Genomic DNA, 18,376 nt, shown 5'->3' on the forward strand with positions numbered 1-18,376 from the left:
GCTGACCCTCCGGCCGTCGGAGCTGGTCGGGCTGGTTGCCGGGCGCGGTGAGCACGCCAGGTGGGGCGCGGGGTTCCCTGGGGCAGGATGGCGGCACCGGTCATCGATCGGCGGGATGGCCGGTCACCGATCGAGGAGAGGGCGGACATGCCTGCCAGTGCACCGACCATCATCGCCACCAGCATGAGCTTGTTCAGCCGGGGCCAGGGGCCGTACGACATGCGGCCCGGTCCGGTCTTCGACCTGGCCGCCGAGCTGGCGCAGGCTGGACCGGAACCCCGGCTGTGCTACCTCGGCCAGGCCGCCGGTGACCAGCCCACCGCGTTCACGGCCCTGTACGGGGCGTTCGCCGGTACCCGGTTCCGGATGTCCCACCTGGCCCTGTTCCCCATGCCCAACGTCGACGACCTGCGTGCCCACCTGCTCGCCCAGGACGTCGTCTGGGTCGGCGGCGGCAGCGTGGCGAACCTCTGCGCGGTGTGGCGGGTGCACGGGCTGGCGGAGATCCTGCACGAGTGCTGGCAGGCCGGGGTGGTGCTGGCGGGCGTCTCGGCCGGCTCGATCTGCTGGCACGTCGGCGGCAGCACCGACAGCTTCGGGCGGGAGTTGCGGGCCTTCACCGACGGGCTGGGCTGGCTGCCGTACGGCAACGGGGTGCACTACGACAGCGAGGAACGGCGGCGGCCGATGATGCACCGGCTGGTCGCCGACGGGACGCTGCCCACCAGCCACTGCACCGACGACGGGGTGGGGCTGGTCTACCGGGGTACCCGCCTGGTCGAGGCGGTCGCCGACCGCGAGGGCGTCGGCGCGTACGAACTCACCCGCGCCCCCGACGGCACCGTCCGGGAAACCCCCCTCACCCCCCGCCTCCTTACCTGACCTCCCGTCCCTCCTCCCCGCCGGAGTTTCGTCGATCAAGGGTTCGCGTCAGAGCTGGCTCCCCACGCTGACGCGATCCCGTGGTCACGGCAGCGGAGGGCGGGGGTGGAAGGTGGGGCGGGTGGACGGTGGGGCGGGGGAGGGTGGGGGTGGGGCGTAAACTGGCCCGTCGTGAGTCTCACCATCGGCATCGTCGGCCTGCCCAACGTCGGCAAGAGCACCCTGTTCAACGCGCTGACCAAGAACGACGTGCTCGCGGCGAACTACCCGTTCGCCACCATCGAGCCCAACGTCGGCGTGGTCGGGCTGCCCGACGAGCGGCTGGGCAAGCTGGCCGAGATCTTCTCCTCGCAGAAGGTGCTCCCGGCGCCGGTGTCGTTCGTCGACATCGCCGGGCTGGTCCGGGGCGCCTCGAAGGGGCAGGGCCGGGGCAACGCCTTCCTGGCGAACATCCGCGACGCGTCGGCGATCTGCCAGGTCGTCCGGGCCTTCTCCGACCCGAACGTGGTGCACGTCGACGGCAAGGTCTCGCCGTCCGACGACATCGAGACGATCAACACCGAGCTGATCCTGGCCGACCTCCAGACCCTGGAGAAGGCGCTGCCCCGGCTGGAGAAGGAGGCCAAGCTCCGCAAGGACCGGGCCGCCGCCGTGGCCGCGGCGAAGCAGGCGGTCGAGGTCCTCGACGGCGGCACCACCCTGTACGCCGGGGCCGCCGCCGCGAAGATCGAGCTGGAGCACCTGCGGGAGCTGCACCTGCTCACCACCAAGCCGTTCCTCTACGTCTTCAACGTCGACGAGGAGGAGCTGGGCAACGCCGAGTTCCTCGACGAGCTGCGGGCGCTGGTCGCCCCGGCCGAGGCGGTCTTCATGGACGCCAAGATCGAGTCCGAGCTGGTGGACCTGCCCGAGGAGGAGGCCCGCGAGCTGCTGGAGTCGATCGGCCAGTCCGAGCCGGGGCTGGACCAGCTCGTCCGGGTCGGCTTCCGGACGCTCGGCCTCCAGACGTACCTGACCGCCGGGCCGAAGGAGGCACGGGCCTGGACCGTCCCGGTCGGCGCGACCGCCCCGGAAGCCGCCGGGGTGATCCACTCCGACTTCCAGCGCGGCTTCATCAAGGCCGAGGTGGTCTCCTACGACGACCTGGTCGCGGCCGGTTCGATGGCGGCGGCCAAGGCGGCCGGCAAGGTCCGCATCGAGGGCAAGGAGTACGTGATGCAGGACGGCGACGTCGTCGAGTTCCGCTTCAACGTCTGAGCGCAGCCGGAGCCGGGTTGTGGCGGAGGTGAGCACAGACTCCTTGCTCGACGTCTGAGTCCTGGCTGTTCCCGTAGGCGTACGCCGTCAAGGTCCGCCGTGACGTGGCGGGCCGGGCGGAGGCTCGCTTCACCTGGCAGGGGCGGGGTCGACGGCAGACAGTGCGGATGACGGGGCGGTTCGCCGGGGTTGGCCGGTGAGCGTGGTCGCTGACGGAAGCAGACGGTGGGTGGCATCGGTCTCGGAGACCCCACGCAGCTTGCGCAGCACCACGGCGCGATGGAAGTCGAGGAAGGATTCGAGCACCGAACGCTCGTCGCCCGTGCGCGCCAGCACTGGAGCGATTGTGGGATCGAGACGTGTCTCCACCATTCCCGGACCCTAGCGGCGGCCTGGGCCACCCGCTGCCCAGGTTGCGACACGAGCGAGGCGTGCCGGCCTGTGGCTGATGCAGGGTCACCATCGATCTCCGAGCTGAGGACTGTCCCCCTCCTGTCGTAGGAGGAGGCCGGGCAGGGAGCTGCGGCAGCGAGCGCGTGGAGACCGGGACGGGTCGAGTCCTGACTGGTGGGTGCGGTTTCCGTCGTACCGGTCGCCTACTCTGCCGCCATGACCGCCGACCTCTCCCGTCTGCTCGCCGCCCTGCCGCCGGACATGCTCCCGCCGGGGCGGCCGGTGTCGCCGGAGGGTGGCGGCCCGCCGGGGTACTGGTTGAGCGACGAGTCGGTGACCGATCTCGGGCTCTGGGCGCGGCTGCGGGCCCGGCACCGGGAGTCCGGGCTGTGGCCGCTGCTGTTGACCGGGCTGGCCAGCGACGAGACCCGGCCCTGGGTGGCCGGCGAGGTCTGGCCGGCCGGCATGTCGGCACCGGACCGGCACGACCCGGCGCAGGTGCTGGCCGCCTGGTGGCGGGACAGCACGACGACCGGCGAGGACGACGACCCCGACGCCCCGGGCCAGGCGACCGCTCCGTTCGGCCGGACCTGGCCGGGCCTGGCCGCTCCCGGTGAGCCCGACGAGCCGGCCGACGACTGCGCCGACGGGTACGCGGAGTTCCTGGTGGCCGGCTCGACCCGGCTGGGCCTGGTGCCGGCCGCCCGCAGCGCGGACACGCTGGCCGTGACCGGCTGGTCCGGCCCGGCGAACCACGTCGGGGACGCCGGCCAGCTCTCGGCGGTGCTGCGGAGCTGGGAGGAGCGGTTCGGGGTACGGGTGGTCGGGGTCGGCTTCGACACCCTGCAGCTCAGTGTCGCCGCGCCACCCACCTCGATCGAGCATGCCCGCCGGGTCGCCGCCGAGCACTTCGCCTTCTGTCCGGACAACGTCTGGCAGGGCGCCGGCAGCCTCCAGGCGTACGCCGAGCAGGTGGTGGGGGCGCCGTCCTGGTGGTTCTGGTGGGACTGACCCCGACGCCGCGCCGCCTGACGACTACCGCCCGGCCACGGGGGCGGACGCCTCCCGGTACGCCTCGACGGCCTGCCGGGTCTCCTCGGTGATCAGGTCGGCGTTGATGTGCGCGCCGGCCAGGGCACCCGCCGAGGCGGCGGCACCGACCTGGGCGGCGAGGTCGGTGACGTTGCCGGCGACCCACACCCCGGGTACGTCGGTGCGGCCGGTCGGGTCGGCGGGGACGTGCTCGCCCATGCCCGACGGGTGCGCCACCGCGGCGAGCCCGAGGGTCGCCAGGAACCCGGCCCGCGCCACCATCCGGGCCGCGACCGTCACCACCTGGCGGGGGACCAGCGTGCCGTCGGCCAGCCGGACCCCGACGAGCCGGTCGTCGGCGACCGCCAGGGCGGCCACCTCGCCGGTCACCACGGGGATGCCCCGGGCGGCGAGCTGCTCGGCCTGCTCCTCGGTCGGGGGCGTCCCGGTGTGGGCGAAGTACGTGACGTCGGCGCTCCACTGGCGGAACAGCAGCGCCTGGTGCACCGACATCGGCCCGGTGGCGAGCACCCCGATGGCCTGGTCCCGCACCTCCCAACCGTGGCAGTACGGGCAGTGGATCACGTCCCGCCCCCACCGGGCGCGCAGCTCGGGCAGCTCGGGCAGGTCGTCGACCAGCCCGGTGGTGACCAGCAGCCGGCGGGCCCGGACGTCCCGGCCGTCGGCCAGGGTCACCCGGAACCCATCGTCCTCGCGGACGACGGCGTCGACCTCGCCGACGGTCACCTCGCCGTCGTAGCCCCGGACCTCCGCCCGTCCGCGTTCCAGCAGCTCCGCCGGCGGCATCCCGTCCCGGGCCAGCAGCCCGTGCACCCCGTCGGCCGGGGCGTTGCGCGGGGTGCCCGCGTCCACGACCAGCACCGATCGCCGGGCGCGGGCCAGCATCAGCGCTCCGCTCAGCCCGGCCGCGCCACCGCCGACGACCACGACGTCGTACCTGCTCCTGAGTTGTTCGGTCACCGTGACCACCTCCCGCGACAACCATGCGGAGGATCGGTGGGTGTGGCAAATCTTGTTGCTGTTCTGGCAAGCTCGTGGGCATGGACGACCTGGACCGGGCCCTCGACGCGGTCGGCCCCCGGCTGCGCACGCTGCGCCGGCAGCGGGAGACCACCCTGGCCGACCTGTCGGCGGCGACCGGCATCTCGGTCAGCACGCTGTCCCGGCTGGAGTCGGGCACCCGCCGCCCCACCCTGGAGTTGCTGCTCCCGCTGGCCAAGGCGCACGGCGTGACCCTCGACGAGCTCGTGGACGCCCCGCCGACCGGCGACCCGCGCGTGCACCTGCGCCCGGTCACCCGGCACGGCATGACGATGCTGCCGCTGACCCGCCGAGCCGGCGGCATCCAGGCGTACAAGATCATCATGCCGGGCGGCGGCAACCAGCGGGAACCGGACCTCAAGACCCACGAGGGGTACGAGTGGGTGTACGTGCTCAACGGGCGGCTGCGCGTCGTCCTCGGCGAGCACGACCTGGTGCTGTCACCCGGCGAGGCGGCCGAGTTCGACACCCGGGTGCCGCACTGGTTCGGCGCGGCCGGCGTGGAGCCGGTCGAGTTCCTCAGCCTCTTCGGCCGGCAGGGTGAACGCGCCCACCTGCGCGCCCGTCCCCGGACGGAATCTTCACCCGACCGGGAGCCGCAGGACAGCGGCGGTGAATGACGCTGACTTTCAGCCGGTCGCTTCGAGGGCCGACTCGACCTGGTCGAGATAGTCGAACCACCACTGACCCTCCTGCTTCGGGCGCATCGCCAGCAGGCTCGCGGTGACGACGAAAGCCGTGACGACGAAGGTCTCGGCGGAGAGCCCGTCCACCGCCGGATCGTCGCGGGCCGCCAGCGTGAGGAACGCGGTGATCTCGTCGGTCGACACCGTCGACCACGACTCCGTAGCCGAGATCTCGGCTGCCAGTGCCGTGACCTGGGCCGACGACGGTACGCCGGCACAGATGTCGGACGTCACGAACCGACTGACGGCGATCAGCAACTCAAGGGCCGTTGACCGCTCCGACCGGGTGGAGAACGTTGCGAGCGACGCGTCGAATTCGTGCTCCCGACGCTTCACGGCCCAGTGGAGGGCATTCCTGACCTTCTCTTCCGTCTGATCGTCGACCTTCATCTAATGCCCCTGCCCGCTTTCCCGGGTCAGCCCGCCGAGAGTCGCGCTCAATCCCCCTTTGATGCACGATCCCGAGCGCTGGCGGTTTTTCGACGCGACACGCCGGGGAGGGCGTCGGAAGACCGCCACCGTTCTTGGCGACCGTCCGGCTGGTTCGGGTGTTTCTTGTGGTTATGCCACCTTATGCCCCTTCATGGGAGCTCAAGGGGGTGGGTAGGGGTGCCCCTCTGGAGGGCGAATCTCCCGAGTCGCTCTGCCTGTTGGGTGCCGCGTATCCACAGAGACGCCCATATCACCACAATGTCCTCCCAGTCTGCTGGCCTCGATCGCCTCAGCAATAGACCTTGGAAGATTTCGGCCCCTATAGGGGCCACTCGGCTCCAAGATCTCTCAGGGTGGAAGTAGGGTCGGGTGACTAATGGCGCATAAGTGGGCAAGGTGGTCGGGCTCCTGCCGCAGGGTTCCGGACAGCGGGGTGGGGGTGGGGTCAGGCTGACTGGGGGCGGATGATCCGGGTCTGGTCGGCGGGGACGATCTGGACTTCGCCGTCCGGGCTGTGGATTTCCAGCACGGGTACGCCCTCGTCGAGATCCATCTCGCGTCGTTCCCGGCTCGACGGCATCCGGGCGATGGCGGACCCGCCCGGCGCGAGTTCGGCGTCGCTGCGTCGAGGCGTCTCGCGCACCCAGGTGCCTCGGCCGCGGCTCGTGCTGACCAGTCCCTCCGAGCGAAGAATGGCCACAGCCATGCGGACGCTCTCGCGGCCGATCGCGTGTTCCTGGCTGAGTCGTGTCTCGCTCGCCAGCACCGAGCCGGGTGCCACCTCGCCTGATTCGATCTGCTTCCGAAGCAGGTCGGCGAGCTGAATGTAGACCGGCGTGTGCGAGCGTGGATCGATCCGCATACCCCTGAAGCCTTATGGCCCGAGGGGTACATCCAAACGCGCCCCTGTACCCCCCACAAACATGCCCCTGTCACTTGGGTGTTGCGCCCATGTGCCCCTGTTTCGTAGTCTCTCAGTCACGACTCGTGTCGGGGCGGGAACGAGGGGAGAGGTGGGACGGGATGCGAAGCAGGCTCAGGGGGCGGCGGGCGGCTCCCTCCGGTGAGCGGGGCAAGCCGGACGATCCGGGCGTGTACCGGTCGGCGTACGTGCCGGTGCGGCCGTGGCAGGTGCGGTGGCAGCGGTTCCGGACGGTGGGGCTGTTCCGGCGCGGGCTCGACCCGGTCGACGTGCACGAGTTCCTTCGGCAGGTCGCCGACGACCTGACGGTGCTCTATGACCGGCTGGAGCAGGGCCGGGAGGAGACCGGGCGGTTCCGGGAGGCGCTGCGGGCCTGGCAGTCCGACCACGCCCATGAGATCAACCAGCGGGTGTCCTGATGTCCGACCGGTTCGTGATCCACCTGCCGGTGGTCGCCGGGGACCTGACCGGAGCGGTACGGCTGGCCCGGGTGGTGGCCCGCTGGGCAGCCGTACTCGCGCAGACCGATCCGGGCGAAATCACCGTGTCGTACGAGGACGGGCAGGGCGTACGGCATCGGGTTTTCTGTGACGCCCGGCTGGCCGGGGGCCGGCGCTGTGTGCTGCGGGCCGACCACGACGGAGCCTGCACCCGCAGGGTGCCCGGATGACCAGCGGGAGGATCCCCGGATGAGTGCGGTGGAGTGCCCCGGGTGCAGCGGCTTGACCTTCACGGTGCTGCCCTGCGTGTGCCGGATCGGCGGCGACCGGCTGCTCTACGAGGCGGGAACCTACGCCGACGAACCCTACCGGGACTGTGCGCGCTGTGCCGGGGCCGGCACCCGGGCCGTGGCCTGCGTCGATTGTGGGGGAGCCGGGCGGCGGCGGGCGCAGCTCGTGCTGACCGTGGCGAATCTCGACACCGGCGCGGTCGCCTCGGCCAGTGTCGTGCCGGGAAGCGTGCTGCCGACGCCGGACGGTACGGGTGGCTGGGAGTTGGCGCTGAGACCGCTGGTCGACGAGCTGGCCACGGCGGTCGGGGTGCCGCCGCCCACGGTGGAGCCGGTCTGGCTGACCCTGCCGCTGAGCCACCGGTACCGCCCGGACACGCCCGCCGACCAGCGGGAGGCGCTGGTGGCGGCGGCGATCGCCGGGCGGTCGTACCGGCCGTGGCGGGTCTTCGTGGGGCGGAGCGTGGGGCGGCCCGCGCCACCGGATCCGGCGCGGGCGTTGGCCCAGCTGCGCGGCCTCGCCGACCTGCTGCGGCTGGACCTGGTGGTCGAGGCCCGCCGAGGGCCGGGGGCGACGCGCTGGTACGTCCGGTACGAGGTGCCCGGCGGACGGGTGCCCGACGAGGTCGGGGCGGGCTTTCCCGACCTGCCCGCCGCGCTCGCCGCCACCTCGCCGACCGACGCGCTGGCCGGGCTGCGCGAACGGGGCCGACACGCCCCGGGACACGCGATCGGGTCGGGGCGGTCCGCCCCGGTCGGGTGGCGGTCGGTGCTGGCCGGGGCAGCCGGGCCGGCCCGGGTGGCGCGGCGGCTCGGCCGGCTGCTGCGTCGGGTCGGCGGGGCGCAGGCGGTGTGGCGCGACGGCCGCTGGTGGTACGTCCCGCTGCCCGACGGCCCGCCGGTCGACGAGATCCGCGCCACCGACACCGGCCAGGTGAGCTGGTGGCGGCGCGGCACCCTGGTGCGGGCGACCGAACCACCGGCCCCGTCGTGGCAGGGCCAACCGATCGGGTACGCGACCTGCCCCGACTGCGTACCGGGCACCCGGCTGCGCCGCTGCCGCTGCCTTCTCGACGGCGACCAGGACTGCCGGCACTGCTCCGGCGCCGCCCTGGAGCCGTCGGAGTTCGTCTGCACGAGCTGCGGCGACAGCGGGCGGGTACACGACGCGGTGACGGTCACCCTGACCGATCTGGACGGTTTCGCCACCCACGAACTGTGGCGGGCGGACCACGACGATCCGGGCGTACCCGTCGCCGGGTGGCCGGGCGGCGCGCCGGTGCTGCGCCTCGACCGGCGGTACCGGCTGGCGGAGCGCGCGGCCACCCTCGGGGTACGGCCGGCGGACCTCCTTGACGCGGACGGTGGCCTGCCGCTGCACCGTGACCTGCGCGAGGGCCTGGTCTTCCCGGACGGGACGACCGTACCCGCGCTCGTCCGGTTCGTGCGGAAGGCGGCGGCCGGCCGGCCCGGGGCGCGGCTGATCGTCGCGGCAGTCCGGCCGGTGACGCCGCCGCTGGCCGCAGTGCTCCGGCTCGGGGCCGGGCTCGGCCTCGACGTGGCGGTCACCGTCACCGACCAGCGTCCCGACCCGGACCAGCCGTTACGGGAGGCTGGCCGCTGGTGGTCGGTGGAGCTGATGGCCCCTGGTACGCCGGACGAGCGGATCAGCCCGCCGGGCCTGCCCTCGGTCGAGGCGGCCGTCGGCTTCTGCCTGCGCATGCTGGACGGCGCGGTGCACGCCGCCGTCCCGGCCGACGTGCAGGTGCCGCTCGTCGTGCCCCAGATGCCCGGGCCCGACGCGGACCCCTGGATCGGCGTCCCGTCCCGGGGCGTCGTCGACCCGACGGTGGCGTTGCTGCGACTGGCCCGGCACTACCCGGACCAGTTCGTGCGGGTCCGGTTCCAGGCCGACGGGTGCGTCGTCGGGCTCTTCGAGCGCGCCGGATGGGTTCCGGTAGTCCGGGCGGCCGGCCTCGCCGCCGCCCTCGGCGCGCTCGGCCTACGGTCGTGATCGCTGTGGAAGCGTGACCGCGAAGGATTTGTAGCGCGTTCTGGCAGCGCGCATGATGACCGAACGGGCGTCACCGTGGCGTCACGGAGACGGCTTGTATCCGGATTCTGATCCTGACTGGGTGGGCCGGCGCGACTGCGGCAAGCTGGAATGACGGCGGATACGGAGAGCCTCGCCAAGCAGTTTGCTCGTCCGGTCCGACGGCTGTCACCTCTCGTCATTCCGGGGGCCGCCATGTTCGACATCAGCGGTTCGAAGAACTGTTTCACCTGGACCCGGGTGCTTTCCCAGGGGGCCGTCGGCAACGACGTCACCCAGTTGCAGATCCGCGTCGCGGGCTGGGTCGGCGTCGGGGAGATCCTCGCCGTGGACGGCTTCTTCGGCCCGGCGACCGGTGCGGCGGTACGCCGGTTCAAGGCGGGCTACGGGCTCCAGAGCACCACGGAGACCGCCGGTCCGGAAACGTACGCGGTCATCTACTCCATTCAGGATGCCGACTGTACGCCCCGGCATTTCTCGTACGCCGAGTTCACCGGCGGATGCGGGGAGACGGGATTCTTCGGTGGTGCCGTCTCCGGTGCCACCGTGCAGGCGAACCTGCTGCGCGTCATGTGGCAGTTGGAGGCGCTCCGGCACAAACTCGGCGACCGGCCCATCGTCATCACCTCCGGCTTCCGCAGCATCGGCTGCAACAGCCGGGTCGGCGGCGCCCCGAACAGCCTCCACACGTACGGCAAAGCCGCCGACCTCGGCCTGGCGAGCGCGCCGACCCAGTGCCAGTTGTGGCGGACCGCGCAGTCCTGCGGCTTCCGGGAGATCCTCGGCCCCGGGTACCCCGGTCACGACGACCACGTGCACGTGGCCAACCGGGACACCCGGTTCTGGCAGGCCCCGGACTGCTGACCGGTCCGGCCCGCCGTGAGAGGGGTGGACCCTGAGCGTTGGCGGATTACCGACGCGACTCGCCGGGTGAGGCGACGGAAGAGCGCCAACGTTCAGGGAGCCCCGGCGTCGGCCGGCACGGTCGTCGTGGACCGGCGAGGGTGAGTGCGGATCGATGCCCATGCCCGTGGAGCCTGTGGCCCGATGGGCACGCATCGCCTACCGTCTCGGCATGGTGACGTTGCGGCTCGAACCGATGACCGAGGAGCAGTTTCGCCGGTATCGGCAGGGCGCGGAGGCCGACTACGCGGAGAACGTCGCGGCCTCCGGCGCGATGGCGTTACCGGAGGCGCGGGAGAAGGCCCGCACGGACTACGACCGGCTCCTGCCCGACGGCCTGGGCACAGCGGGGCACCATCTCTGGGCCGCGTACGACGGTGCCGTCGAGGTCGGGATGGTGTGGCTGCACGTGGAGGAGAAGTCGGACGGCCGGCACGCCTTCGGGTACGACTTCGAGGTGCGCCCGGAACTGCGGCGTCAGGGGTACGGCCGGGCGGTCATCCAGGCCGCCGAAGAACTGTGCCGCGAGTGGGGTGTGGTCTCCATCGGGCTGAACGTCTTCGGCTTCAACCAGGCTGCCCGCGCGTTGTACGAGCAGATGGGCTTCGAGGTCACCTCGGTCCAGATGCGCAAGCGGCTGTAGCGGCGGTGTGTGCCGTCGCGGCCAGGCGGGACGGGCGGTTGCCCCGTCCGTGCGGGCAGGTCGACAGCAACTGGTCCGGCCGCGCTCCGAGCCGGGTGACCCCGGTGGGCCCGGCGCGTGGCTACGCGTCGCGGAGGGCGTCGTCGACGCCGGTCTCGCGGCGGCCCAGGTGGACCGGGTCGCGGCCGGAGAGGAGGTCCAGCGCCGCCTTGACGCTGGCCCCGTACTCGCGGGTGGAGCTGATCCGCCAGGTCCGCTCGTACTCCCGGGCGGTCTCGTCGCCGACGCCGTTGACGTCGACGCCGAGTTGCCGGCACACGGTCACCGCGCGGGGCAGGTGGAACGACTGGGTGACCACGGTCGCCTTCTCCACCCCGAAGATCCGCTTCGCGCGGGCACACGAGTCGTACGTATCGAAGCCGGCGTGGTCGAGCACGATCCGGTCGGCCGGTACGCCCTGCGCCACCAGCCAGCGGCTCATCGCGCCCGGTTCGTCGTAGTCGGCGTTCATGTTGTCGCCGGAGACCAGGATGGCGCGGACCTTGCCGGCGGCGAACAGCCGGTGCGCGATCGCCAGCCGCGCGCTGAGGAACGGCGACGGGGTGCCGTCCGGCAGGACCCGGGTGCCGAGCACCAGGGCGACCGGGGCCTCGGGGACGTCCGTCTCGGTGAAGATGTGCCCCTGCGCGGTGCTCCGGATCCAGGCGACGCTGGACACCGCGCCGGTGGTGACGAGCGTGGCGCCGACGACGAGCGCGGCGCCGACACGGAGCAGCCGGCGTCGGACCGGGTCGTCGGGCGAACGCCAGAACCTGATCACCGTGGAGAGTCGCCCCCGCATGGGGACGAGTATCCCAGGTTTTCGCCAAAACTGGATCTTGCGCGCCGGGTGGCGGGGTGCGGCCGGCCGGCGCACCCCGCCACCCGACAGTGGATCAGTCCTTGAGGGCGGTGGCGACGGCGTCGGCGAGGGAGGTGGCCGGGCGACCGAGGAGGCGGGGCAGGTCGTCGCTGTCGGTGTCCAGCGCGCCGTCGGCCGCCGCCACGTCGGAGTCGGCGAGCAGCCGGGCGAACGGCTCGGGCAGCCCGGCGCCGGTCAGCGCGGCGACGTACGCGTCCAGGGGCAGGTCCCGGTAGACCACCTCGGTACCGCTCTGCCGGGTGATCTCGGCGGCCAGCTCGGCCAGGGTGAACGGCTCGCCGCCCAGCTCGTACCCGATGTCGGTGGGGCCGTCCCCGGTCAGCACGGCCGCCGCGGCGGCGGCGAAGTCGGCGCGGGTGGCGGCGGCGATCCGGCCGCTGCCGGCGCTGCCCAGCACCGCCCCGTGCGCCAGCGTGCCGGCCAGGTTGCCGGTGTAGTTCTCGGTGTACCAGCCGTTGCGCAGCAGGACGAAGGGCAGCCCGGCGGCGCGGATCAGCTCCTCGGTCGCCTTGTGGTCGGGCGCGACGGGCAGCGTGGAGGTGTCGGCGCGCAGGACGCTGGTGTACGCGAGCAGGGACACGCCCGCCCGGGACGCGGCCTCGACGACGGCGCGGTGCTGCTCCAGCCGCTGTCCGACGGCGTTTGACGAGATCAACAGCACCCGGTCGGCGTCGCTGAGGGCGGCCTGCACGGTGTCGGGGCGGTCGTAGTCGGCCTCCCGGACGACGACTCCCCGGGCGGCGAGATCGGCCGCCTTCTCCGGGCTGCGGACCGCCGCGACGAGGCGGCCGGGCTCCACACCCCGCGCCAGCAGGTCGGCGACGACGAGCCGGCCGAGCTGACCGGTGGCTCCGGTGACGACGATCATGACTTCCTCCTCGGGTCAGGGCTCACCCGGCCCATAGTGCACTAACTTTTGGAAAGTGCCAACCTGTGGTAAGTGCCGTCGCTGCCGGAAGTGCTGCTGTCCGGGTACCGTCGAGCCCATGAGCCAGCGCCCCGACCAGCCCGGCGCGGCCGAGCCGGCCGACCTCGACGGGCAGTTCATTGCCGACGTCTTCGCCCGCAACTGCGACTCCCGTCGCACCCTGGAGCACATCGCCAGCAAGTGGGGCATCCTGGCGCTCGCCGCGCTGCGCGCGGAGGCGTACCGGTTCAACGCGCTGCGTCGTCGGGTGGACGGGGTCAGCGAGAAGATGCTGTCCCAGACCCTCCAGGCGCTGGAACGCGACGGACTGGTCCACCGCGAGGTGCAGACCAGCATCCCGCCGCACGTGGAGTACAGCCTCACCCCGCTCGGCGTACGGGTCGCCGACCGGCTGGTGGCCCTGCTCGACCTGGTCGAGGGGGAGGTCGGCACGGTGCTCGCCGCCCGGGCCGCGTACGACGAGCGGGCGGCGGCCGGGGACGACCTGCGAACGGGACGCCGCTGAGGCGATGATTGTCGGGGCGGGGGATCGTCTCTCCTTGTACCCGGGTCGACCGGACCCGCGTCGCCGAGGGAGGACCCCATGCCCACCATCCAGCCGACGATCGTCACGCCCGACGTGGCGCGCCTGCACCGGTTCTACGAGTCGGTGCTCGGTGCCGTCGAGGTCAGCCGGACGCCCCAGGAGGGGCCGGTCTTCTACCTCGGGCTGGCGGTGGGCGACACCGAACTCGGCCTGGTCGCCGCCGAGGGGCTGGATCTCACCGCCCCGCAGCGGATCCTGCTCACCGTCGGCGTGGCCGACGTCGACGAACTGCTCGACCGGGTGACCGCCGCCGGCGGGCGGGTGCTCGGCCCGCCGAACGACATGCCGTGGGGCCAGCGGGTGGCACACGTCGAGGACCCGGACGGCAACAAGGTCAACCTGACCCACCCGCTCTGAACGCCCCGGCCGCCCTGCCCCGCCCCGGCTGTTCCACGCCGGCCGGGGTGGGGCCGGTCAGGAGATGTAGTGCAGGATCACGTTGTGCACGTGGTGGCTCTTGCGGTCACCCCGGAACTCGATCTCGTAGGTGTGGGTGCCGACGTGGATGGCGATGGCGCCGCTGGAGAAGAACGAGCCACCCCACGACTTGTTGCTCACCACGCTCACGCTGGTGATCTTCGAGTACGGGATGCTGGTGATCGCGTACCGCTTGCCGACGAAGGAGCGGTCCTGGATGATCACCCGTCGGTCGGTGAGCCCGATGAACCCGGTGCCGGTGCCGATGGCGTCGTAGACGGCAATGATCTGTTCCCCGTCGAGCAGGCCGCTCTGGATCTGCTCGAACTGCTCCTTGCGGTCGTACGTCGCGTGTGCCATGGGTCCGACGGTACGAGGGGTGCGCCAGTGGCGGGGCAGCGCGCAGGGGCCGGAGGGCCTAGCGTGTTCCCGGTCGGCCGAACGTGGGGTGCCGCCGGTGGCGTGGATCAGGAACTGGTGACGGCGCGGTACGCGTCCTCGATCCGCGCGGCCAGCAGGACCTCACCCTCGGTCAACGGCTCGTCGTCGCGGTGCCCGAGGCGGATCTGGGTCTCGTCGGCGCTGCGGCTGATCTCCGGCCGCAGGTGCAGCGCGTCGGAGACGACCTTGACCCGTTCGGTCAGGGCCGCGTGCTGGGCGTCGTCGATCACGAGGATGCGTCTGATCTGCTCGCCCTCACGGGTCCATCCGGACAGCAGGGTGAGCGCGTCGCTGAGGTAGTCGCGCTTCGCCCGGCCGCTGAACAGCACGCGCATCACCGCACCTCCCAGGCGTCGTTGCCGGCTTGTGGCCAAATCGTCGCCGTCCCGTGTCTTGTCGGTGGTCCCTAGTCTCTCGTCGCATGGACGGTGTGTCCACGCCCACACTTCTCTCATCTCCTGACCTAGCGGACGCGCTACGGTACCCAAACCGCCGATTGATCTGGCACGCTGGACGCCCGTGCGAACCGAACGGACCAGTGCCAGCGGCCAGCCCGAGCGGCGGGCCCTGAAGGTCGTCGTGGGCGCGGCGATCATCTCCGGTGGGCGGGTGCTCGCCTGTGCCCGTACCGCCCCGCCAGAGGTGGCGGGGATGTGGGAGTTTCCCGGCGGCAAGGTCGAGCCGGGGGAGAGCGAGACCGCGGCGCTCGTCCGCGAGTGCGCCGAGGAGCTCGCCGTGCGGGTCGAGGTCGGTGCGAGGGTCGGTGGCGACGTCCGGATGGCCCATGGCCGTTCCGTCCTGAAAGTGTACGCCGCGCGGCTGCTGCACGACGACGAACCGAAACCGCTGGAGCACGCGGCCCTGCGCTGGCTCACCGCCGCCGAACTGGACACGGTCACCTGGCTCCCGGCAGACGCGCCCATCGTCGATGCCCTCCGCCCGATCCTGCTGACCGCCGAGCGACCGACCACCGACTGACCGGCGGGGCGTCGACCGGTCACCCGCCGCGGGGGACGGCGGGTGGAAAGGGGCCGGGGGCCGGCGGCGGTGCCGCGGCCCCCGGTCTCGTGTCCGGATCAGTACTGTTCGTCCTGGTTCGGGTGGACGAAGTTGAGGTGCTCCGGCGGGAGCGGGAACGTCACGTCGTCGCCGAACGGCGACGGGGCCGCCGGCCGGTCGAAGGTCAGCTCGGTCAGCGGGAGCTTGCCGTTGTCGTCGACCGGCGGCATCGTCGGCTTGGGCACCTCACGGTGCCAGTTGAGGCCCTGCTGCGCCTGCACCTCGGCGGACGCGTCGTGCGAGCCACCCGCGTGCGAGTGGACCCCACCTGATGCGGCGTGGGAGTGGACGGCGTCCTCGTGCTGGCCGCTGCTCACGCTGGTCTGAGGCACCTGACCCCTCCGGAAGATCTTGTTACCGAGCCATACGAGGGGATCGTACCTGCGGTCGACGACCCGTTCCTTCATGGGGATGATCCCATTGTCGGTGATCTTGATGTGCTCCGGACAGACCTCGGTGCAGCACTTGGTGATGTTGCAGAAGCCGAGCCCCTGCTCGGCCTGGGCGTACTCCTTGCGGTCGGTGCGGGTGTCGAGGGGGTGCATGTCCAGCTCGGCGGCGCGGATGAAGTACCGGGGGCCGGCGAAGGCGTGCTTGTTCTCCTCGTGGTCGCGGACCACGTGGCAGACGGTCTGGCAGAGGAAGCACTCGATGCACTTGCGGAACTCCTGCGAGCGTTCCACGTCGACCTGCCGCATCCGGTAGTCGCCCGGGGCGACGTCGGCGGGCGGCGCGAAGGCCGGCGTCTCCCGGGCCTTCTCGTAGTTGTACGACACGTCGGTGACCAGGTCCCGGATCACCGGGAAGGTCCGCAGCGGGGTGACCGTGACCGTCTCGGTCTCCTCGAACGTCGACATCCGGGTCATGCAGCTCAACCGGGGCCTGCCGTTGATCTCCATCGAGCAGGAGCCGCACTTGCCCGCCTTGCAGTTCCACCGGCAGGCCAGGTCCGGCGCGTCGGTGGCCTGCAACCGGTGGAGCACGTCGAGGACCACCTCGCCCTCGTTCACCTCCACCTGGTAGTCGGTCAGGTCGCCGCCGCTCGCGTCGCCCCGCCAGATCCGGAACTGTCTCCTGCTGCCCATCAGCTACCGGCCTCCTCGGTGCGGGCGTCGAACTCGGCGAGTTCCTCGTCGGTCAGGTACTTGGCCAGCTCGGCCCGGTCGAAGAGGCCGATCAGCTCGGGGCGCATCGTCGGCAGCGGCTTGCGGGCCAGGCTCACCGTCTCGCCGTCGAGCGCGCAGACCAGGTTCACCCGGCGCCACCCCGGGTCCATGGTCGGGAAGTCCTCCCGGGTGTGGCCGCCGCGCGACTCCCGCCGCTCCAACGCGGCCAGCGCGGTGCACTCCGAGACCACCAGCATGTTGCGCAGGTCCAGCGCCAGGTGCCAGCCCGGGTTGTAGCGCCGCCCGCCGGCCGCGCTGACCGTGGCGACCCGCGCCCGCAGCTCGGCCAGCCTGCGCAGAGCGTCCTCAAGCTCGTCTTGCCGGCGGATGATCCCGACCAGGTCCCCCATCACCGCCTGGAGGTCCTGCTGGAGGGTGTACGGGCTCTCCCCGGTCTCCCGCTGCAGGGGCGCCAGGGCCGTCTCCACGGCGGCCTCCACCGCCGCCACGGCCACCTTCGGCCGGGCGGCCAGCCCGTCGGCGTACGAGGCCGCGTGTCCACCCGCCCGTTTGCCGAAGACCAGCAGGTCGGAGAGGGAGTTGCCGCCGAGCCGGTTCGAGCCGTGCATCCCGCCGGAGACCTCACCGGCGGCGAAGAGCCCACGGACGTGCCCCTGCGCGGCGCCGGAGTCCGGGTCCACCTCGACGCCGCCCATCACGTAGTGGCAGGTCGGCCCGACCTCCATCGGCTCCTTCGTGATGTCGACGTCGGCCAGCTCCTTGAACTGGTGGTACATCGAGGGCAGCCGGCGGCGGATCTCCTCGGCCGAGCGCCGGGAGGCGATGTCCAGGAAGACGCCGCCGGCGGGCGTACCCCGACCGGCCTTGACCTCGCTGTTGATCGCGCGGGCGACCTCGTCGCGGGGGAGCAGCTCGGGCGGACGCCGGTTGTTGTCCGGGTCGGTGTACCAGCGGTCGGCCTCCGCCTCGGTCTCCGCGTACTGCTTGCGGAAGACGTCCGGGACGTAGTCGAACATGAACCGGCGGCCCTCGGAGTTCTTCAGCACCCCGCCGTCGCCGCGCACGCTCTCGGTGACCAGGATGCCCTTCACCGACGGCGGCCAGACCATGCCGGTCGGGTGGAACTGGAGGAACTCCATGTTGATCAGCGTGGCCCCGGCGCGCAGCGCGAGGGCGTGCCCGTCCCCGGTGTACTCCCAGGAGTTCGAGGTGACCTTGTAGGACCGGCCCACCCCGCCGGTGGCCAGCACCACCGCCGGGGCCTCGAAGAGGATGAACTCCCCGGACTCCCGGTAGTAGCCGAACGCCCCGGCGATCCGGTCGCCGTCGAGGATCAGCTCGGTGATCGTGGTCTCGGCGAACACCTTGATCCGGGCGTCGTAGCTGCCGAACTGCCGCCGGTCCTCCTGCTGGAGGGAGACGATCTTCTGCTGGAGGGTCCGGATCAGCTCCAGGCCGGTCCGGTCGCCGACGTGCGCCAGCCGGGGGTACTCGTGCCCGCCGAAGTTGCGCTGGGAGATCTTCCCGTCCTTCGTCCGGTCGAAGAGCGCGCCGTACGTCTCCAGCTCCCAGATCCGCTGCGGGGACTCCTTGGCGTGCAGTTCGGCCATCCGGACGTTGTTCAGGAACTTGCCGCCGCGCATGGTGTCGCGGAAGTGCACCTGCCAGCTGTCCCGGCTGTTCACGTTCCCCATCGCGGCGGCGGCGCCGCCCTCGGCCATCACCGTGTGCGCCTTGCCGAACAGCGACTTCGAGATGATCGCCGTCTTCTTCCCGGCCAGCCGGGCCTCGATCGCCGCGCGCAGCCCGGCCCCGCCGGCCCCGACGACCACGACGTCGTAGTGGTGCCGTTCGATCCGCGTGGTTGCTTCTTCGCTGCCTCTGGTGGTGGTCATCTCGCC

Annotated in this window: 21 protein-coding genes and 1 pseudogene; 12 read left to right on the forward strand and 10 right to left on the reverse strand. The window is 72.0% G+C overall.

Annotation, left to right across the window (positions count from 1 at the left end):
• Positions 1 to 147: 147 nt before the first annotated feature.
• Both AWW66_RS04000 and ychF read left to right on the forward strand, forming a co-directional pair.
• Entirely contained in the window at positions 148 to 882 is a 735-nt protein-coding gene (locus AWW66_RS04000) for a Type 1 glutamine amidotransferase-like domain-containing protein (protein WP_067359999.1), read from the forward strand.
• Positions 883 to 1,053: 171 nt separating this feature from the next.
• Complete coding sequence (gene ychF, locus AWW66_RS04005; RefSeq protein WP_067360001.1) at positions 1,054 to 2,139, forward strand: redox-regulated ATPase YchF; 1,086 nt, start codon at positions 1,054 to 1,056, stop codon at positions 2,137 to 2,139.
• Between the two features lie 192 nt (positions 2,140 to 2,331).
• Here the strand turns inward: ychF and AWW66_RS35080 are convergent.
• A pseudogene (locus AWW66_RS35080) lies at positions 2,332 to 2,511 on the reverse strand (mycothiol transferase); the annotation flags it as partial.
• 237 nt (positions 2,512 to 2,748) lie between these two features.
• Between AWW66_RS35080 and AWW66_RS04010 the strand changes: the two are divergent.
• Positions 2,749 to 3,543 (forward strand): DUF4253 domain-containing protein, encoded by a 795-nt coding sequence (locus tag AWW66_RS04010; protein ID WP_067360003.1) that lies wholly within the window; start codon positions 2,749 to 2,751, stop codon positions 3,541 to 3,543.
• Positions 3,544 to 3,567: 24 nt separating this feature from the next.
• Here AWW66_RS04010 and AWW66_RS04015 read toward each other — a convergent pair whose 3' ends face one another.
• Complete coding sequence (locus tag AWW66_RS04015; protein ID WP_067360057.1) at positions 3,568 to 4,545, reverse strand: NAD(P)/FAD-dependent oxidoreductase; 978 nt, start codon at positions 4,543 to 4,545, stop codon at positions 3,568 to 3,570.
• Between the two features lie 80 nt (positions 4,546 to 4,625).
• On the opposite strand from AWW66_RS04015, the gene AWW66_RS04020 reads away from it, so the two are divergent.
• On the forward strand, positions 4,626 to 5,246 hold the full coding sequence (locus AWW66_RS04020; protein WP_067360005.1) for a helix-turn-helix domain-containing protein: 621 nt from the start codon (positions 4,626 to 4,628) through the stop codon (positions 5,244 to 5,246).
• Positions 5,247 to 5,255: 9 nt separating this feature from the next.
• Here AWW66_RS04020 and AWW66_RS04025 read toward each other — a convergent pair whose 3' ends face one another.
• Together AWW66_RS04025 and AWW66_RS04030 are read right to left on the reverse strand one after the other, a co-directional pair.
• The gene (locus AWW66_RS04025; protein WP_067360007.1) at positions 5,256 to 5,702 is read right to left on the reverse strand and encodes a hypothetical protein; all 447 of its coding nucleotides are present in this window, start codon (positions 5,700 to 5,702) and stop codon (positions 5,256 to 5,258) included.
• A 487-nt stretch (positions 5,703 to 6,189) separates the two neighbouring features.
• The gene (locus AWW66_RS04030; protein WP_067360009.1) at positions 6,190 to 6,606 is read right to left on the reverse strand and encodes a GntR family transcriptional regulator; all 417 of its coding nucleotides are present in this window, start codon (positions 6,604 to 6,606) and stop codon (positions 6,190 to 6,192) included.
• A gap of 161 nt (positions 6,607 to 6,767) precedes the next feature.
• Here AWW66_RS04030 and AWW66_RS04035 point away from each other — a divergent pair, with 161 nt between their 5' ends.
• The 5 genes from AWW66_RS04035 to AWW66_RS04055 all read left to right on the forward strand — a co-directional run bounded on the left by AWW66_RS04035 (position 6,768) and on the right by AWW66_RS04055 (position 10,995).
• Positions 6,768 to 7,085: a DivIVA domain-containing protein gene (locus AWW66_RS04035; protein ID WP_083978196.1), complete on the forward strand. Its 318-nt coding sequence runs from the start codon at positions 6,768 to 6,770 to the stop codon at positions 7,083 to 7,085.
• Complete coding sequence (locus AWW66_RS04040; protein ID WP_067360012.1) at positions 7,085 to 7,336, forward strand: hypothetical protein; 252 nt, start codon at positions 7,085 to 7,087, stop codon at positions 7,334 to 7,336. Before AWW66_RS04035 ends, AWW66_RS04040 begins: the two co-directional genes overlap by 1 nt.
• A 19-nt stretch (positions 7,337 to 7,355) precedes the next feature.
• Positions 7,356 to 9,410 carry a hypothetical protein gene (locus AWW66_RS04045; RefSeq protein WP_067360014.1) on the forward strand — a complete coding sequence of 685 codons (2,055 nt, stop codon included), beginning with the start codon at positions 7,356 to 7,358 and terminating at the stop codon, positions 9,408 to 9,410.
• Positions 9,411 to 9,644: 234 nt separating this feature from the next.
• The gene (locus AWW66_RS04050) at positions 9,645 to 10,313 is read left to right on the forward strand and encodes a D-Ala-D-Ala carboxypeptidase family metallohydrolase (RefSeq protein ID WP_157527134.1); all 669 of its coding nucleotides are present in this window, start codon (positions 9,645 to 9,647) and stop codon (positions 10,311 to 10,313) included.
• A gap of 211 nt (positions 10,314 to 10,524) precedes the next feature.
• Entirely contained in the window at positions 10,525 to 10,995 is a 471-nt protein-coding gene (locus AWW66_RS04055) for a GNAT family N-acetyltransferase (protein WP_169807053.1), read from the forward strand.
• Between the two features lie 121 nt (positions 10,996 to 11,116).
• On the opposite strand, the gene AWW66_RS04060 is transcribed toward AWW66_RS04055, so the two are convergent.
• Complete coding sequence (locus AWW66_RS04060) at positions 11,117 to 11,836, reverse strand: SanA/YdcF family protein (protein WP_067360018.1); 720 nt, start codon at positions 11,834 to 11,836, stop codon at positions 11,117 to 11,119.
• 94 nt (positions 11,837 to 11,930) lie between these two features.
• Positions 11,931 to 12,785 (reverse strand): SDR family oxidoreductase, encoded by an 855-nt coding sequence (locus AWW66_RS04065; protein ID WP_067360019.1) that lies wholly within the window; start codon positions 12,783 to 12,785, stop codon positions 11,931 to 11,933.
• 118 nt (positions 12,786 to 12,903) lie between these two features.
• Here AWW66_RS04065 and AWW66_RS04070 point away from each other — a divergent pair, with 118 nt between their 5' ends.
• Positions 12,904 to 13,350, forward strand: a complete 447-nt coding sequence (locus tag AWW66_RS04070) for a winged helix-turn-helix transcriptional regulator (protein WP_083978198.1) — start codon at positions 12,904 to 12,906, stop codon at positions 13,348 to 13,350.
• Positions 13,351 to 13,428: 78 nt separating this feature from the next.
• A complete protein-coding gene (locus tag AWW66_RS04075) occupies positions 13,429 to 13,788 on the forward strand; it encodes a VOC family protein (protein WP_067360021.1) in 360 nt (119 codons plus the stop codon).
• A 57-nt stretch (positions 13,789 to 13,845) separates the two neighbouring features.
• Here the strand turns inward: AWW66_RS04075 and AWW66_RS04080 are convergent, their stop codons facing one another.
• Both AWW66_RS04080 and AWW66_RS04085 read right to left on the reverse strand, forming a co-directional pair.
• Complete coding sequence (locus AWW66_RS04080; protein WP_067360023.1) at positions 13,846 to 14,208, reverse strand: PH domain-containing protein; 363 nt, start codon at positions 14,206 to 14,208, stop codon at positions 13,846 to 13,848.
• Positions 14,209 to 14,315: 107 nt separating this feature from the next.
• A complete protein-coding gene (locus AWW66_RS04085) occupies positions 14,316 to 14,624 on the reverse strand; it encodes a 4a-hydroxytetrahydrobiopterin dehydratase (protein ID WP_067360025.1) in 309 nt (102 codons plus the stop codon).
• Positions 14,625 to 14,808: 184 nt separating this feature from the next.
• Between AWW66_RS04085 and AWW66_RS04090 the strand changes: the two genes are divergently transcribed.
• Positions 14,809 to 15,267 carry a (deoxy)nucleoside triphosphate pyrophosphohydrolase gene (locus tag AWW66_RS04090; protein ID WP_067360027.1) on the forward strand — a complete coding sequence of 153 codons (459 nt, stop codon included), beginning with the start codon at positions 14,809 to 14,811 and terminating at the stop codon, positions 15,265 to 15,267.
• Between the two features lie 98 nt (positions 15,268 to 15,365).
• Here the strand turns inward: AWW66_RS04090 and AWW66_RS04095 are convergent, their stop codons facing one another.
• Entirely contained in the window at positions 15,366 to 16,433 is a 1,068-nt protein-coding gene (locus AWW66_RS04095) for a succinate dehydrogenase/fumarate reductase iron-sulfur subunit (protein ID WP_067360029.1), read from the reverse strand.
• Positions 16,433 to 18,370, reverse strand: coding sequence for a fumarate reductase/succinate dehydrogenase flavoprotein subunit (locus tag AWW66_RS04100; protein ID WP_067360030.1), 1,938 nt, complete (start codon positions 18,368 to 18,370; stop codon positions 16,433 to 16,435). The genes AWW66_RS04095 and AWW66_RS04100 overlap by 1 nt, the downstream gene beginning before the upstream one ends.
• Positions 18,371 to 18,376 lie beyond the last annotated feature (6 nt).

Source organism: Micromonospora rosaria (assembly GCF_001567585.1).
Classification (GTDB): Bacteria; Actinomycetota; Actinomycetes; order Mycobacteriales; family Micromonosporaceae; genus Micromonospora; species Micromonospora rosaria.